The sequence below is a fragment of the Sphingomonas sp. GC_Shp_3 genome (assembly GCF_026540945.1).
Classification (GTDB): Bacteria; Pseudomonadota; Alphaproteobacteria; order Sphingomonadales; family Sphingomonadaceae; genus Sphingomonas.
Genome location: NZ_JALNUT010000002.1, coordinates 280,394 through 296,973 on the forward strand (window position 1 = coordinate 280,394; position 16,580 = coordinate 296,973).

Annotated in this window: 13 protein-coding genes; 8 read left to right on the forward strand and 5 right to left on the reverse strand. The window is 63.5% G+C overall.

Translation table 11 applies throughout. The features are described from left to right. Positions 1–7: 7 nt before the first annotated feature. Positions 8–1,168 (forward strand): FAD-dependent monooxygenase, encoded by a 1,161-nt coding sequence (locus OXR00_RS07040; RefSeq protein WP_267387418.1) that lies wholly within the window; start codon positions 8–10, stop codon positions 1,166–1,168. Between the two features lie 200 nt (positions 1,169–1,368). Next, positions 1,369–3,288 (forward strand): M1 family metallopeptidase, encoded by a 1,920-nt coding sequence (locus OXR00_RS07045; RefSeq protein ID WP_267387419.1) that lies wholly within the window; start codon positions 1,369–1,371, stop codon positions 3,286–3,288. A gap of 574 nt (positions 3,289–3,862) precedes the next feature. Here the strand turns inward: OXR00_RS07045 and OXR00_RS07050 are convergent. From OXR00_RS07050 to OXR00_RS07060, 3 genes are all read right to left on the reverse strand, one after another. Continuing rightward, positions 3,863–6,151: an FdhF/YdeP family oxidoreductase gene (locus OXR00_RS07050; RefSeq protein WP_267387421.1), complete on the reverse strand. Its 2,289-nt coding sequence runs from the start codon at positions 6,149–6,151 to the stop codon at positions 3,863–3,865. A 218-nt stretch (positions 6,152–6,369) separates the two neighbouring features. Then, positions 6,370–7,182 carry a triose-phosphate isomerase gene (tpiA, locus tag OXR00_RS07055; RefSeq protein ID WP_267387423.1) on the reverse strand — a complete coding sequence of 271 codons (813 nt, stop codon included), beginning with the start codon at positions 7,180–7,182 and terminating at the stop codon, positions 6,370–6,372. 49 nt (positions 7,183–7,231) lie between these two features. Next, entirely contained in the window at positions 7,232–9,073 is a 1,842-nt protein-coding gene (locus OXR00_RS07060) for a phosphoenolpyruvate carboxykinase (GTP) (protein ID WP_267387425.1), read from the reverse strand. 106 nt (positions 9,074–9,179) lie between these two features. Here OXR00_RS07060 and OXR00_RS07065 point away from each other — a divergent pair, with 106 nt between their 5' ends. The 4 genes from OXR00_RS07065 (at position 9,180) to OXR00_RS07080 (ending at position 13,122) form a co-directional block, all read left to right on the forward strand. Beyond that, the gene (locus OXR00_RS07065; RefSeq protein WP_267387426.1) at positions 9,180–10,367 is read left to right on the forward strand and encodes a LysR family transcriptional regulator; all 1,188 of its coding nucleotides are present in this window, start codon (positions 9,180–9,182) and stop codon (positions 10,365–10,367) included. Positions 10,368–10,623: 256 nt separating this feature from the next. Further along, entirely contained in the window at positions 10,624–10,911 is a 288-nt protein-coding gene (locus OXR00_RS07070) for a hypothetical protein (protein WP_242147280.1), read from the forward strand. A gap of 201 nt (positions 10,912–11,112) precedes the next feature. Further along, positions 11,113–11,481: a hypothetical protein gene (locus tag OXR00_RS07075; protein ID WP_267387427.1), complete on the forward strand. Its 369-nt coding sequence runs from the start codon at positions 11,113–11,115 to the stop codon at positions 11,479–11,481. A gap of 159 nt (positions 11,482–11,640) precedes the next feature. Further along, on the forward strand, positions 11,641–13,122 hold the full coding sequence (locus OXR00_RS07080) for a carotenoid oxygenase family protein (protein ID WP_267387429.1): 1,482 nt from the start codon (positions 11,641–11,643) through the stop codon (positions 13,120–13,122). A gap of 115 nt (positions 13,123–13,237) precedes the next feature. Here OXR00_RS07080 and OXR00_RS07085 read toward each other — a convergent pair whose 3' ends face one another. Beyond that, on the reverse strand, positions 13,238–14,611 hold the full coding sequence (locus OXR00_RS07085; protein WP_267387430.1) for a methyl-accepting chemotaxis protein: 1,374 nt from the start codon (positions 14,609–14,611) through the stop codon (positions 13,238–13,240). Between the two features lie 383 nt (positions 14,612–14,994). On the opposite strand from OXR00_RS07085, the gene OXR00_RS07090 reads away from it, so the two are divergent. Both OXR00_RS07090 and OXR00_RS07095 read left to right on the forward strand, forming a co-directional pair. Then, positions 14,995–15,252, forward strand: a complete 258-nt coding sequence (locus OXR00_RS07090; protein WP_267387431.1) for a PilZ domain-containing protein — start codon at positions 14,995–14,997, stop codon at positions 15,250–15,252. Between the two features lie 150 nt (positions 15,253–15,402). Next, positions 15,403–16,296, forward strand: coding sequence for an MBL fold metallo-hydrolase (locus tag OXR00_RS07095; RefSeq protein ID WP_267387432.1), 894 nt, complete (start codon positions 15,403–15,405; stop codon positions 16,294–16,296). Positions 16,297–16,364: 68 nt separating this feature from the next. On the opposite strand, the gene OXR00_RS07100 is transcribed toward OXR00_RS07095, so the two are convergent. Continuing rightward, entirely contained in the window at positions 16,365–16,571 is a 207-nt protein-coding gene (locus OXR00_RS07100) for a hypothetical protein (RefSeq protein WP_267387433.1), read from the reverse strand. Positions 16,572–16,580 lie beyond the last annotated feature (9 nt).

A 16,580-nucleotide genomic window follows, 5' to 3' on the forward strand; every position in this document is an offset into this window, starting at 1 on the left:
CTGTATCATGGCTTCGTCAACCATCAGGCCTGCGCGGTCGGCAGATCACGGTGAAGCCGTGCTCATCAGCGGCGCCAGCTTCGCCGGTCTCGCGACCGCATACTGGCTGAACCGGCTCGGCTACCGCGTCTGCATCGTCGAATCGGCGCAGAAGCTTCGACGTGGCGGAACCCCCGTCGATATCGAAGGGGAGACGATCGACATCCTGACCCGCATGGGTCTTGCAGATGCGGTGCGCGCCAAGGCGCTGCCCCCGCGCCGTTTCGAGTTCAAGAACGAAGCTGACGTGACATTAGGGGGAATCGGGGCCGGCGGCGATCAGGCATCGCACGAACGCTACGAGATCCACCGGGACGATCTGCTGGATATTCTGTTCGACGCGGTGGCGACCGACGTCGAGCTGCTGTTCGGCCGCTCGATCGATCGGCTGGAGGAGCAGCAGGACGCCGTAGCGGTCACCTTCAACGATGGCGGTCGGCGCGATTTCGCCTTGATCTTCGGCTGCGACGGCAATCGGTCGAACACGCGCAAGCTGATCTTCGGTGACGGCGAGCAGTTCAGCCACTTCATGGGCGGCTATTTCTTTTTGAAGGTGGTGCCGCAGACCGGCTTGCTGGCAGCGAACATGTCGGAGGTTTTCAGCGTGCCGGGTCGGACGGCGATGCTGAACGGCTATGACGACCGGACCGACATCGGGTTTGGGTTCCGATCCCAAGGCGAGATCGACTACGACTATCGCGACCGTGCGCAGCAACGGCGCCTGATCCACGAGCGATTTGACGCGCTCGGCTGGAAGGTGCCCGCGATGCTTGCTGCTTCGGCGGACGACGACGACTTCTACTTCGACCGGATCAACCAGATCAGGATGCCGAGTTGGTCGCGCGGGCGCGTCGCGCTGGTTGGCGATGCGGGCTATTGCGTCTCGCCGCTTGCCGGCTTTGGCGGTTCGATGGCGATCATCGGTGCCGGGCGGCTGGCGGCGGCGCTGGAGCGCTACCCAGGCGATCACACCGCCGCCTTCCGGCACTATGAGGATGGCTTGCGACCCTTTGTCGAAGAGGTGCAGAACCGGGCGGCAGACGACGGAATGTCGATGATGTGCCCCGCCGACGCGGACGAACTTGCCGCCCGCGACCAGAAAATCGCTGCGGGCGACATCGGCTTCTAGGCAAGGCCGGTACGACGTTCGTCTTCGGCCTAGTAAGGCACTGACCGTGTTGCTGCTTGTTGATAAACTTCCGGCTCTACGGGCATTCATCCACTATGAACGCACTCGCCGAATGGTCATGATGCACGCATGATTCCACTGGAGCAGCGATGAGACATTCTTTTCCACGGGCCATGCTCCGTTCTGCCTGTGCTGCCGCCATGATATGGACGGGTCCGGCGCGGGCCGCCGATTTCGACCCGAAGATGGCATTCGCGGCGCAGCCGCTACCCGACGGCGTGAACGTCTACCGTTCGTCCAACGGCGCACCCGGACCAGGATACTGGCAGAACCGGGTCGACTATGCGATCGCCGCGCGGATCGACACCTCCGCCAAAACGCTGACGGCTACGGAAACGATCGAGTACACCAACAACAGCCCCGACGCCCTGCCAAGCCTGTGGATGCAGCTTGACCAGAACATCTACCGTCAAGACTCGCGCGCGGCGGTTTTGGGTGGGCGGCGAAAGGGCGGCGGCGCGGGCGAGCATAGCGACGGCTATGTTATTGCGTCGGTGGAAGTGCTCCGCGGCAAGACCTGGGTAGCGATCCCGTTCGTCGTCTCCGATACGCGCATGAACCTTCGACTCGACCAGCCGCTCAAGGGCGGCGGCACGAAACTGAAGTTTCGGATTGCCTACCATTACGCCATTCCCGGCGTGTGGGGCGGGCGCAACTCGTGGCTCGACACGCCGAACGGGACGATCTTCGATATCGCCCAGTGGTTCCCACGCATGGCCGTGTACGACGATCTGCGCGGGTGGGACACGCTCCCCTACCTCGGGTCCGAATTCTACTGCGAATATGGCGATGTGGACTATGCGGTCACGGTGCCGGCCGACATGATCGTCGCCGGCGGCGGCGTGCTGACCAATGCGGAGGAAGTGCTGACATCGCTACAACGCACGCGCCTCGCCAAGGCGGCGGGCAGCGACGCCACGGTGATGATCCGCACACCCGAGGAGGTTGCGCACGAGCGCACCCGTCCCGTAACGAATGCCGACAAGACTTGGCGATATCACTTCGCCAACACCCGCGACGTGGCCTTTTCCGCCTCGCGCGCCTTCGTCTGGGATGCGGCGCGGATAAATCTGCCCGGCGGCAAGACCGCCCTGGCGGAAAGCGTCTATCCGGTCGAGAGCGCTGGCGACGCCGCTTGGGGACGCTCGACGGAATATCTGAAGGACTCGGTCGAGCATTTCTCTCGCCGCTGGTTCGCCTACCCCTATCCGAGCGCGTGGAGCATCGCCGGTGGTTCGACGGGCATGGAATATCCGGGGATGGCGTTCGACGGCATCCCGGATAAAGGCAAGGAGCTGTTCTGGATCACCGCCCACGAGATCGGCCACACCTGGTATCCGATGATCGTTGGCTCGAACGAACGCCGCGATGCCTGGATGGACGAAGGCTTCAACACCTTCATCGACACGTTCGAAAGCGACGAGTTCAAGAACGGTGTGTTCGGACCCAAGCGCGACAGCGAATATGCTCCCGGCGGCGGCAACCCGGTGGATGAAATCCTGCCGCTGCTGGCGGACAAGGATGCGCCGCCGATCATGAGCTATCCGGACGTAATGGGCGAAAAGTATCGCCACTCCGTCAGCTATTTCAAGACCGCGCTGGGATTGCGCCTGTTGCGCGATGTTATCCTCGGGCCGGACCGGTTCGATCCCGCCTTCCGCAAATATACCGCCGACTGGGCGTTCAAACATCCCAGCCCGTCCGACTTCTTCCGCGCAATGTCGAGCGAAGCCGGCGAAGACCTCAGCTGGTTCTGGCGCGGCTGGTTCTTCAACAACTGGCAGCTCGATCTGGCGGTGACGAACATTGCCTATACCGCCGGCGATCCGGACAAGGGTGCCAACATCACGCTGGAAAGCCGTGACAAGCTCGTCATGCCGGCGGTGCTGGAGGTGAAGTATGCAGACGGGCACACCACACGGATCAAGCTGCCCGTCGAAACCTGGATGCGGGTCAAGCCTGTGGTTGCGGTCCCGGCCGGCCGCATATCGTCGGTTATGCTCGACCCCGACCATCTTCTGCCAGACCGAGATCGCAGCAACAATGGCGTGACACCTTGAAGGACGGCGAAGGATGTACCCGCCGCCGACGAGGACCGAAGGGGGTGTCGATAATGCAACACTACCCGGATCATCAGTTTCGAGGCTCACATCCCTTCGTCTGACGTCGGGAAAATCCATGCTACGCCGTACCGTCTTCTGGGACTCCCCTAGCGAACGCCGGAAAGGAGTTCAGTTGCTGACGTTGCGGACACAATCGAGCCGCCGCTCATCGTCTCTTGGATGACGGTCGCGAGTGCGGCAGGCTCCGCGATGTGCGCGTCGCAGCTTTGTCAAAATGTCGCCTCGCGCCTTCAGCGCAGCGCATCCTCCAGGAAGTATGCGTCGCGCATGATCAGCAGCGGCTCGGTTTCGATAAGGCGCTTGAACCAATGCGACCGCTGGCGTGCGAGCAACAGCGCCGCCATCGCGCTCACCACCTGCACGAACGCGGAGCCACAATCGCTACGGGCAAACGACTGCGCTCATTAGCGAGATGATCGCAGCCGAATGGAGCCAGTGGAGGAACAGCGGAATCGCTAACGATGCTCCAGGCGGCCGAATTGGTCTCCAGCCGCAAACGCCCGACCTGCCATCACGCGCCCGCTTCCACCCGGACCGGAACCGATTTCGACGCCGGGGTCTTGGACAATTGATCGTGGTGGCCGATCGGAACCAGCACATTACATTCGGGATAATAAGACGCGATCGTGCCGCGCGGCAGCTTGTAGGCGGTCAGCGTCAGCCCGCCGAGGCGGCGGTCCTGGCCGTCGTCAACGTCGGTCACAAGCGTCACGATCTGGCCGTCGGTGAAACCCCGTTCAGCGATGTCCTCGGGGCACATCAGCAGAATGTCGCGCGATCCCTCCAGTCCGCGCAGGCGATCCGAGTAACCGTAGATCGTTGTGTTGAACTGATCGTTGGAGCGCATCGTGATCAGCCGATAGCGACCTGGCGCATCCTTGAAGCCCAACGAATTGAGCTGGCCCGGTGTGGTGAACACCGCTTTGCCTTCAGGCGTCTTCCAGATCCGCTCGTGCGCGCCGTTGCCGCGGTAGAAGCCACCCGCCTGATACATCCGGGCGTTGTAATCTCGAAAATCGTCTGGGTAGGTGCGTTCGATCAGATCGCGGACCAGCCCGTAATCCGCGGTCCATTCGTCCCACTTCAGCCCGGCCGACGGTTTTACCGCCGCCTTGGCAATGCCGGTGACGATCGCGAGCTCGCTTTTGACCATGTCCGACACCGGTTCGCTATGCCCGACCGACGCATTGATCATCGAGAAGCTGTCCTCGGTGGTGACCGTCTGGTTGCCGCTTACTTGCTCGTCGATCTCGAACCGGCCGAGGCACGGTAGAATATAGGCCTGTTTACCGGGGAAAAGATGACTGCGGTTGAGCTTGGTCGAAATCATGACGGTCAAGTCCTGGCTCGCCCAGGCGTCTTCCATACGCTTCTGGTCCGGAACGGCACGCAGTAGATTACCGCCCAGACAGATGAATGCCTTGACCTTGCCCGCGAACAGCCCCTCGACCGCCTCGACGATGTTGACACCGTCCTCGGTCGGCGGATCGAAGCCGAACAGCTCCTTCAATTTGTCGAGCGGAACGAGCTTGGTCTTTTCGGCGATGCCGACGGTGCGCTGCCCCTGAACGTTGCTGTGCCCGCGCACCGGACAGCATCCGGCACCAGGCTTGCCAATATTGCCGCGCAGCAGCAGCAGATTGACGAGCATCGCGATATTAAGCGCGCCGTGCGTGTGCTGCGTGAGGCCCATGCCATAAACGCCGATCACCTTGTCGGCGGCGATATAGACGTCGCCCGCCTCGCGCAGCGCCGCTTCGGTGAGCCCGGATTCCTGCTCAATCTCGGCCCAGCTCACGTCGCGGCACGACCGGATGAATTCGTCGAAACCGGTGGTGTGCTGCTTGACGAAGGCGTGATCGATGACCTCGGCCTTGCCGGCCGCCTTTGCGGCGTCGTCTGCCTCGACCACGCATTTGCACAGCCCCAGGATCGCGGCGACATCGCCGCCCGCCTTGAGCTGATGATATTGGTCGGAAATCTTGGTTTCCTTACCCGTCAACATCGCCGCAGGGCTCTGCGGATCGACGAAGGAAACCAGTCCCTGTTCGATCACCGGATTGAACGTCACGATCTTGCCGCCGCGATCCTTCAGATCCTTCAAAGGATGGAGAAAACGCGGGCTGTTCGTACCGGGGTTCTGCCCGAAGAAAAAGAAGGCATCGGTCTGCTCAAGATCGTCCCACACGATCGTCCCCACCGGAGAACCGATCACCTTGGTCAGCACGACCGAAGTGGTTTCGTGGCACATGTTGGAACTCTGCGGCAAGTTGTTGTTGCCGTAGGTCCGCGCCAGCAGTGCATAGAGGTAGGAAGCTTCCAGCCCAGCATGGCCCGACGAATAGAAGACGGCACTGTCGCGCTCGATCGAGGTAAGCGTCTTGCCGATTTCGGAAAACGCATCTTCCCAGCTGATGGCGACATAGCGGTCGGTCGCGGCGTCATACCGCATCGGATGAGTCAGCCGCCCGGTCATCTCCAGGTCATGGTCCTTCCACTCCCGGAGCGCGGTGACCGTATGCGCCTCCTCGTTCCAGAATTCCGGAGTGCAGCGCGCCTTGGTCTGTTCCCACATCGTCGCCTTGGCGCCGTTCTCGCAGAATTCGAACGCCGAGTAGTTCGCCGGCTTGGGCCAGGCGCAGGACACGCACATTACGCCTTTCGGCTTGTTCTGGCGAGCAAGACTGCGCACCCCACCGCCAGCGGGCCAAGACTCGCCGAAGATGCGCGACATCCCCTTCATCGATCCCCATCCCCCTGATGGCCCGGATGCGTGGGGAAGATCCTTTTGGTCAGCCATCGGTGGTTTCCTTGAGCCTGTGCTGGGTTGCGGGACTAGGAGTATCAGATGGCAACCCGGCCCGACACAGGTGCTAATTCCCCAACCGCATCACCTGTTCCGTGACATTCTTGACAGCACCGCCGCAGGCTGCGCCATCTTGGCGTCACGGTACAGAGCTTGTTGCGTTCGCGACATCTCATGATGGGCGACCTAACGCACGAAAGAAAGCGCAGTCACTATGCTTGTGCGGCAATCACGTGATCGACCGCGTTGTTTTGCTGGGCGCGGCTGAACCTGCCTGCCCCCGCGTTCGCTGGCTGTGCAGCGTTCATGATCGGCACGAATGTCGCCGCAGTAAGACTGGCCCCTCCGACCAGAGCTCCATCGACGTCGCCCGCATGCAGCAACTGCGCGGCGTTGTCCGCTGTCACCGAGCCGCCGTACAGCAACCGCACTGCCGCCGCATCGCCACCGATAAGATCCTGCAGCGTCGCGCGGATAGCGCCATGCATCTCGACCACCTCGGTCGCGGTCGGGGTATGTCCGGTACCGATCGCCCAAACCGGCTCGTAGGCGATCGACAACCAATCCGGTGCCGCTTGCGATGGTAACGAGCCGATCAGTTGACGGACCACCATCTCGACCGCTCGACCCGATTGCCGATCAGCGAGCGTCTCGCCGATGCAGAGGATCGCCGCCAGCCCGTGACGATGCAGCGCTTCCGCCTTCGCGCGCACCTCGGCATCGGTTTCCCCGCAGTCGCTACGCCGTTCGCTATGCCCGATGACGCTGAAGGTCGCACCCGCATCCTTCAGCATCGCGGCCGATATACACCCTGTGTGGGCACCCTGGTCTGCCGGATGAACATCCTCCCCGCCAATCGCGAGGCGCGGCACCGATGCGACTGCGGGGATAATCAGCGTCGCAGGGACCGCGATTGCGACATCGACGTCGGGTCGCGCTGCCGCAGCGATCGCGACCAGCTCAGACAAAGCGGCGCGGTTGCCGTTCATCTTCCAGTTTCCCGCCACGAGCTTGCGCCGGATCATTGGGAGACGCTCATCGCTGATGGCGTTCGAGCGGCACCGCAGGGGTGCATCACAATGCCGCCAGCCTGACCTCGAGTGCGTCCTGCTGCCGCAGCAGCGCGGCCGGGCACCGATCCCCCAACCCGTCGATATACGCCCGGTTGCGCTCTGCCTCGCCGACCCAGACCGCCGCGTCCACACCGAGCAGTTCGGAGAGTTGCCCGGCGGTGAGATCAAGACCGGTCAGATCCAGTTCGTCCGCTGCAGGAACGAGCCCGATTGCGGTGGAAGTCCCCTCGACGAGGCCTTCACAGCGTTCGACGATCCACTTCAGCGCGCGGGCGTTGTCGCCGAAGCCGGGCCAGATGTACTTACCGGCCTGATCCTTGCGGAACCAGTTTACCAGGAAGATCTTGGGCAGCACCGACGCATCCGACTCCGCACTCGCGCCGATCCGCAGCCAGTGGTTGAAATAGTCCGCGATATGGTAGCCGCAGAAAGGCAGCATCGCGAACGGGTCGCGCCGCAACGCGCCCACTGCATTTTCCGCCGCCGCCGTTCCTTCGGACGCGATGTTCGCGGCGAGGTAGACGCCATGTTCCCAATCGAATGCCTGACTGACCAGCGGGACCGCCGTCGCCCGGCGCCCACCGAACAGGATGGCGGAAATCGGCACGCCTTCCGGGCTGTCCCATTCGGGCGCGATGACCGGGCATTGCGCGGCAGGAACCGTGAAACGCGCATTGGGATGCGCCGCGGGCTTGCCGCTGGCGGGGTCGTACGGCGCTCCGGTCCAGTCGGTCATCCCCTCCGGCGGTGTCTTGGTCAGACCCTCCCACCAGACATCGCCATCGGCAGTCAATGCAGTGTTGGTGAAGATGCAATTTCCGGTCAGCGTCTCGATCGCATTGTGGTTTGTGCCGGGGCCGGTGCCGGGTGCGACGCCGAAGAACCCGGCTTCCGGATTGATCGCGTACAGCCGGCCGTCCGTGCCGAACCGCATCCAGGCGATGTCGTCGCCGACCGTCTCTGCGGTCCAGCCCGGGATTGCCGGTTCAAGCATGGCAAGGTTGGTCTTGCCGCACGCGCTCGGGAATGCCGCCGCGACGTAATGCACCGCGCCCTCGGGGCTGGTGAGCTTCAGGATCAGCATGTGCTCGGCAAGCCAGCCTTCATCCCGCGCCATCACGCTGGCGATGCGCAGGGCAAAGCATTTCTTGCCGAGCAAGGCGTTGCCGCCATAGCCCGAACCATAGGACCAGATTTCGCGCGTCTCAGGGAAATGCACGATCCACTTTTCTTCGTTACATGGCCATGCGACATCGCGCTGTCCGGTCGCGAGCGGCATGCCGACCGAATGCACGCAGCGCACGAAAAACCCGTCATCGCCAAGCAGATCGAGCACGGGCGTTCCGATCCGAGCCATAATCCGCATTGAAAGGACGACATACGCGCTGTCGGTGATTTCGACCCCGATCAAGCTCTTGTCCGAACCGAGCGGCCCCATGCAAAACGGGATCACGTACAGAGTGCGGCCGCGCATGCTGCCATCGAACAACGTGTCCAATCGGGCGCGCATCTCGTTCGGATCCGCCCAGTTGTTGGTCGGTCCCGCGTCCCGTTCCATGTCGGAGCAGATGAAGGTCCGGCTCTCGACACGGGCGACATCGCGCGGATCCGACCGTGCGTAGAAGGAGTTGGGCCGGATACGCGGATTGAGCGGGCTGATCGTGCCCGCCGCCACCGCATGCGCGGCCAGCCGGTCCCACTCGGCGTCGGAGCCATCGCACCAGTGGATTGCGTCCGGCTTGGCCCTGGCGGCGACCGCGTCGACCCATGCCAACAGGCCTTGATGGCGGGTCAGCGAGGTCGCCGCCGCGCCGTCGCGTTCGATGGTAGCCTGATGAGACATGGTCTGCCCTCCCGGACGAATATCGCTTTTTCGTGCTTTGTCACTTGGCGTCGCGTCCAACAAATATGATTATCGGAGGGACATAAGATCAGGCTAAGAATGACAAATGACGGATGCGTTCGACTTGAATCTCAGGCACCTGCGCCTTCTCGTCGCCATCGATGAAAGCGGCAGCGTGAGTGCGGTGGCGCGGGCCGCGTCGATTTCGCAACCGGCGCTGACGCAAGCGCTGGGCGGTTTGGAGCGGGCGTTCGGCGCAACCCTGTTCCACCGGAGCGCAGCGGGTGTGGTCGCGACGACGGACGGGCAGCGGATCATCGCGCGCGTGCGGCGGGCGTTGAACCATCTTGCACGGGCGTGCCGAAATCTGGGCAAAGTACCGACGGGAGTTCCGCTCGAAAGCTATCTGACCATGGCGCATGTTCGCGGTTTGACAGCGCTGGCGGAAAGTGGCGGCTTTACCAGGGCGGCGGAAGCGGTCGGAATTTCACCGCCATCGCTCCACAGGGCGGTCCGCGACATCGAGCGCGTCGCAGGCGCATCCCTGGTCGAGCGGAAAGGCCGCGGCGTCGAACTGACGCGATCGGGCGAACGGCTTGCGCGCCGTTTCCTGATCGCGCTGACGGAATTGGCGGCCGCCATGGAGGAGGCCCGTCACGTGGGCGGCCGCCTGGCGATCGGCGCGATGGCGCTGTCGCGATCGCTCCTGCTGCCGGCGACCCTGGCAAACCTGCTGGAGTCGACGCCGGATGTGGAAGTCGATGTGATCGAGGGGTCTTACCTCGAACTGGTGGAATTGCTGCGCAGCGGTCGCATCGACCTGTTGATCGGGGCGTTGCGCGATCGCCCGGCGGCCGATTTGTTGCAGGAGCGGCTGTTTGACGACAACCTCACCATCATCGGGCGCGCCGAGCATCCGCTGGCGGGGACGGTCGCCGGATTCGAGCAATTGGCGGCGTACCCGTGGATCGTGTCGCGCCGCGCCTCCAGTCTGCTCGACCGTTGGCAGAAGATGTTCGACCGATCCGGCAAAGCCCGGCCCAAGGCTCCGATCCAGTGCGGATCCGTCGCACTGATCCGGGGTGTGCTGGCGCGCAGCGACTTCCTGACGTTGCTCTCTACCGCGCAGGTGAGCGCAGAGATTGACGCAGGCACGCTCGTTCGCATTGAGTCCGAGGTGCCTGACACGCCACGTACGATCGGCGTGATATCCCGTCGCGACTGGTTCCCGACCAAACTCCAGAGCGAGTTCGTTGCCTGCCTGCGACAGACGGCACTTCGTCAGGTGGCTTGACCGCTCTGGCCCCGTCTTAAGTGCTGCGGCCTCCTCCTGGACCGTCACCTCAGTCTGCTGGACTGATCCGAGCGGCGCTTGCTTCGCCTCGGGCTGATGCTTCCCGGTGCACAGGATCACCCGGGTGGTGAGCTGGCATTGACCGGCACGCCGGCGCGGCTCAAGATCAGGCTCAGATGTGTATTTCTGCCGTTCGTGGCGCTGTTGAATATCGGTGGCATCGGGAACAATCGAAGTGGAACATGAGGAGACCAGCATGACCGAGGCGACCTGGGGCGACGGTGCGATGAACTCGGACATCGACTGGCGGATGAGCGCCGCTTTGGCAGACGTGCCGCGCGGCGACAGCGACGTTGCGGAGGTCGCCAGCCTGGAACGCGCGGTACGCGATTGGCTCGGCCTCGACGCGGCGCACAAGGCAGCGGCAACACTGACGACGGAGCATCCGCTCAGGGTGGGCGGAGCAACCGGTACGACATTCACCGGGGCAGCGATTGCGGCGCTCGCCGAACAGTTGCCGCGCGCCGACCCGGCAGAGGGGTGAAGCGCCATGGCGCAACATCGCGTTCTTTTCAGGCGCGGCCACGGGCACCGGGTGGAGAGCCACCGATCCTAGTGATCGCCTCCCATGTCACGGCTCGGTAGTAAGAAGACGGACCTGCGGATCATGTAGCACGCGTCGGCGTTTAGACGGGGACATCTGGCGAAATCACGCCTGATCTCCAGTCTGGACGGGAACGATGCGATGACCGACGAGAAGCTTGCCTCTGACTTCGCCGCTCTGTCTCCATCCGACCGCGCTGCCGTCGTGGGGTCACCAGGCGACGGCCTCCATAACGCTCCTGCCGCACCGGATGAACAGGTCACCGGCGCAGCGTTCCATCATCCTGAACAGGACGCCGCCGGAACGACCTGGGAACCCAACTGGCAGCCGATCGAAAGTTATCGGGACGGCGAGGTGGTCATGCTTGACGATGGCGAGCGGCAGTTGCTTGGCAGGCGCGAGATGGGTCTGTGGATGGAGCTGACCGGTGGGAACGAGCTGGCCCAGCCCGACTACCAACCGATGCTATGGTCCTTCGCGCCGGAACAGGTAAAGTACGACATGCTGTGAACGACGCGCCGGCTCATTATACCCGTCCGATAGGGGCTCACTCATGTGCATCTATGGTCCCGCCTCCGACAGGATGGCCGAGCAGGGCCTGAGGTGTTCGCCGCTTGTGCCGGCGCGTCACCCCATCCCAGTTTGCTCCGTGCGAAAAGCGGCCGGAAGGTGACCGCGCCCCGAACCGCGACTGCAGCGGAGCGATGGTCCGAGCGTATCGACGCCGTGGTTGGAGCCGTGCTGTCGCCGGTCGTTACTGGCATCGCTTCTTTCAACCGACGCAGGCTACCGCCCCGCGATGCGCCTCATCCCCTGCTCACCGGCATCCACCAGCCGATGACCGCCGAGTTCACGCTCGAAGACCTCGAGGTCGAGGGCGTGATCCCGCCCGAACTCGAAGGGCGCTACGTGCGGATCGGTCCGAACCCGGCGGCACCCGATCCCCGGTCCTACCATTTCTTTACTGGTGACGGCATGCTCCACGGCGTCCGCATCCGGGACGGTCGCGCGCTTTGGTATCGCAATCGCTGGATCCGTTCCGAGGAAGTGGCCAAGGTACGCGGTGTTCCCGCAGCGCCGGGTCCGCGCCACGTGTTCGACACCGTCAACACCAGCGTGCTGCATCATGCCGGTAGCGGTTGGGCGCTGGTCGAGGCGGGCAGCACACCGGTCCGGTTCGACGAGCATCTCGAGGCGCAACGCTATGATGACTTCGGCGGCACGTTGCCCGGCTCGTTCACCGCACACCCGCGCCGCGATCCGGCGACCGGCGAACTGCATGCCCTATGTTACGAGGCGACCGACCCAAAGCGCGTCCGCTACAACGTCGTCGATGTCGCCGGCCGGGTGCGCCGCTCGATAACAATTCCCGTTTCGCACGGGCCGTTGATCCATGACTGCGCGATCACGCAGCGCTACGTCGTCATCATGGACCTACCGCTCACCCTGTCGATGCGCACGGTCCTGTCGGGACACGGCTTCCCGTACCGCTGGAATGCGCGACACCCGGCGCGGATCGGATTGCTGCCGCGTGACGGAAACGCCGAGGATATCCGCTGGATCGCGCTCGATCCTTGCTTCGTGTTCCACACCGCCAATGCCTATGATTCGCCGGACGGACGCGTCGTGCTCGACGTGATCGCCTATGATCGCATGTTCGCCAGCGACAATCTCGCTCCGGACGAGCAGCCTCGCGGGCTGGAGCGTTGGACGATCGATCCGGTCTTGGGGAAGGTCGACCAGCATCCGATCGACGCCGCTCCACAGGAACTGCCGACGATCGATGAACGTCGCACCGGCCGCGCCTATCGCTACGTCTATGCGCTCGGCCTCCCCGAGGAGCTTACCGAGACGCTGGTTGGCGAGGCGCCGCTGATCAAGCACGATCTGAAAACGCACGTTCGCTGCCTGCACGCATTCGGGCCCGGTCGCGTCGCAGGCGAGTTCGTGTTCGTGCCGCGCTTCCCAGGCGCGGATGAGGATGATGGCTGGTTGATGGGTTTTGTGGTCAACGCCGACGGGGGCAGCACCGCGCTGGAGATCCTGAACGCACGCGCCGTGACGGAACCGCCGGTGGCAACCATTCGCATCCCGCACCGAATTCCGCCGGGTATACACGGCGCGTGGCTTCCGGAACGTGCAGTCGTTTAGCTGGCATAAGCGGCGGCATGCTGCGCCTGGCTATCATGCCATTCGGATCCTCTTCTAGCGCATGCAAGGCAGCCGACCGTTCGGATTACCGCCGGTTCGGGGAGCCTTCGCAACCTCAGGCGGCAACGTTGCTTGCGAAGGCGCCTGCGCTGCTTTTCAGCTCCGCCAGCCGGCTATCGAGGCGCCGTAGCCCGTCACCGACCCCGTCGATCTCACTCGCCACTTCATCGATATCACCACGCACAGCAGCAATCGTATCGCTCATCAGGGCGGCGGCCAGCGCGGTCTCGTCGACCGATGCTGCGATCGCCGTGACCGTCTGAGCCTGCATGCCCATCGCCTCACGGAGTCGATCCGCGCTATCCTGCACTTCGCCAGCCGTCAGTTTAATAGAGGCATTGGTCTGTACGCTTGATTGTGTCGCCACCTGGATAGCGGTGATCTGCGCAGCGATTTGGTCGGTAGCGCGAGCGGTCTGGCTTGCGAGCGCCTTGACCTCCTGAGCGACAACCGCGAACCCGCGCCCGGCATCTCCGGCGCGAGCCGCCTCGATCGTGGCATTAAGGGACAGCAGGTTGGTCTGGCCGGCGATGTCGCGGATCAACTGCAAGATGGAGTCGATAGATCGGGCGTGCTCGCTCAGGCGCTCGCTCATGCCGACGGCTTCCCCAGCCTGGGTCGCGGCACGATCGGAAATCGCCGCGGCGACCTGAACCTCGTTCTGCGTGCGCTCGATCGCCTGTATCAGGCCTGCGGCCGTGCGCGCTGCCTCTCGCATAGAGGTTGCCGATTGTTCGGCTGCGGCAGCGATTTCGCTCGCCTTGATGAGGACGCCGCGCGCCGAAGCGGAACTCCGCACGGCTTGTGACCGAAGCGCACGCCCCTCTTCGCCGGTCGTCTCGACCGAAGCCGCGATACCGTCGCGGAACTCCGTGGCCAACTGCTCGCGCGATCGGCGTGCCTCGTCCTCGATGGCGAACATGTAGAGGGAGGAATAGACATCACATTCGAGCGATCTGAGGCGCAGGAACACATCGTTGATGTATTGTCGCTCATCCTTGGAGCAATCATGCTTCTGCGAAAGCAGCTCCTGTATGTAAGACGCCGTCACGCCGCCGATCGCGACGAGAGTTGTCAGCGTTACGCCTGCTTCAAAGGCGATCGCCACTCTCTTTCTCGCCCGACGGACCCACGCGTCTCCGCCAGGTTGTGAAAAGCGATCCCGCAGGTCCGCAATCATCTGTCGTACCGCTTTTTCCCGATGAACGGATTGGACGCGGTACTCGGGAGGAAATACCTCGTTCCATCCATCGATCTGCGTCTCGGCGACCTTGTGAGCGTCCGGTTCGAAGATGCTCCACATCAAACGACACGTTTCTTGACGCTCTGCGGTGAGGCCAAACGTTCGCAGTCGCGCCTCCAGGTCGAGCGACGCAGTTGTGTACGGAACCTGGGCGTACTGTTCGTGGGCTCCGGACGCGATAGACACAGCGACTCCCTTTTCTTGCGAAGCTCTATGCCAGAAGGTAGCTAAGGAGCGGTTAAGCCAACATGCTCTTGCCAAGCGGCGCAGCCCTATCGTCCACGGGATCGTTGCGATCACGCACCACCTCACACCCGATCGCAAGCGTCTGCCGAGCAGCGCCAGCGATAGGATGATATCCGCAACCGGCGTCGCACATGGCACAAGGCTGAGTCGCTAGCGTTCCGGGATGTCAGCCATCCTCCGCTAAGGCGTGGACGATGGCCGCCACTGCAGCGCGGACAATCGTGCCTAACAAAAGCATAATATGCATCGCGAGCCTAAAGTCGTGATACGATGCCGCGATGCAACGATCGAACAGAACAACGGGAGCAGTCAGCACCGGCCGCGTGGCGCGCCGGCACAAGCTGTTCGAGCCTGTCGAAATCATCGTCGAGCATCAGCCCGCAAGAGCACACATCCTCAACATTTCCTCCACAGGCGCGCTCGTCCATAGTGCGATGCCGCCGGCGACCGGCGCTTCGGTCAAGATAAAGCTGCTCGGTACGGAATGCGCGGCACACGTGGTCTGGAGTGCGGCTTCGCGGTTTGGCGTCTCCTTCGACACGTCGATCGCGGAGCGGGTGCTCGGCGCCATGCTACGGTAACGGCAAAGACACTATCTACCTGTAAGCACGTCGCGGACGGCGTGTGCTGACTTCTTCCCCCAGCGTTAAAGTAGACGTGCCCGATTGGCTCGTTACGTGTATCGATCCCGTGGTCGCCGGTCAGCGGCACTTCAAAATGGGGCAGGAAACATGAGCCGCATAGTTCACCATTCAATCGGCACGCTGGTCGCGCTCCTGTCCGCGTCTCAGGGGATTGCCGCACCAGCGCCGGCCGGACCAGCGGCTGTCTCGATCCGGATGGGCGGCTCCACCGTAACTGCGCTGCGCGACATGCTCAACATCGTTCCGAACGATGGTTCCGTGTTCGGCAAGGACGTCGGCGCAAAGCAGGTCGGCAAAGCACTTGCCGACGCCGGCGCGCCGACCGGCACCGTCACGCTCGGGGTCGATGCGCTTCTGGTGCGGCAGTCTGGCCGCACCATCCTGATCGACACGGGTCTCGGCCCCAAGGTCGGTGGCGCGCTGATCGGCAGTCTCGCCAAGACGGGAGTGACACCAGGCACGATCGACGACGTGTTGATCACCCACTCTCACGGCGACCATGTCGGCGGCCTGGTGACCGCAACCGGCGCGCTCGCGTTTCCTAAGGCGACGATCCACATGTCAGCCGCCGAATGGGCGTGGATGCAGCAAAAAGGCGATCCGGCGCTCGTAGCCGCGATCTCGCCACGGGTGCGGACCTTCGAGCCCGGCAAGGCGGTGCTGCCGAATATCGTCGCGGTTTCGCTGCCGGGGCACACGCCCGGTCACGTCGGCTATCGGATCGGATCGGGCAGCAGTCAGCTCATGGACATCGGCGACCTTGCGCACAGCACGATCGTCTCGCTTGGCCATCCCGAGTGGATCATCGGCTACGACAATGACGGGATCACGGGACGGAGCAGCCGCGAGACGTGGCTGGCACGGCTTGCCAAAAGTGGAGAGCGCGTCTTCTCGCCGCACTTCCCCTTCCCCGGTGTTGGACGTGTGGTGAAGCATGGTACGGGCTACGCATGGCACCCGGACGTGGCACCGATCGGCTGAGCAGTGCCCCGGCGTCCGGTAGGACGACCGGGCACCGCCCGTAAGCGGGGAAGCCGACCGGGCGTCGCCTACAGCCGCTCCTCTCCCTGCGGCTCGCACCACTCCGTCGGCGTCGCACCCAGCACGGTGGTGGAGTTCTGCACGAGCGCGCCGCCGGCATACCAGATCTGCTCGTTGCTGAGGAACGCCACCACCGGCGCATCCCCTTCGATCGTGCGGACCAGGATGGGCCGATTGACCGGGACCCCACCCTGCTCAACCCTGCGCCATGCCATCCCGGTCTT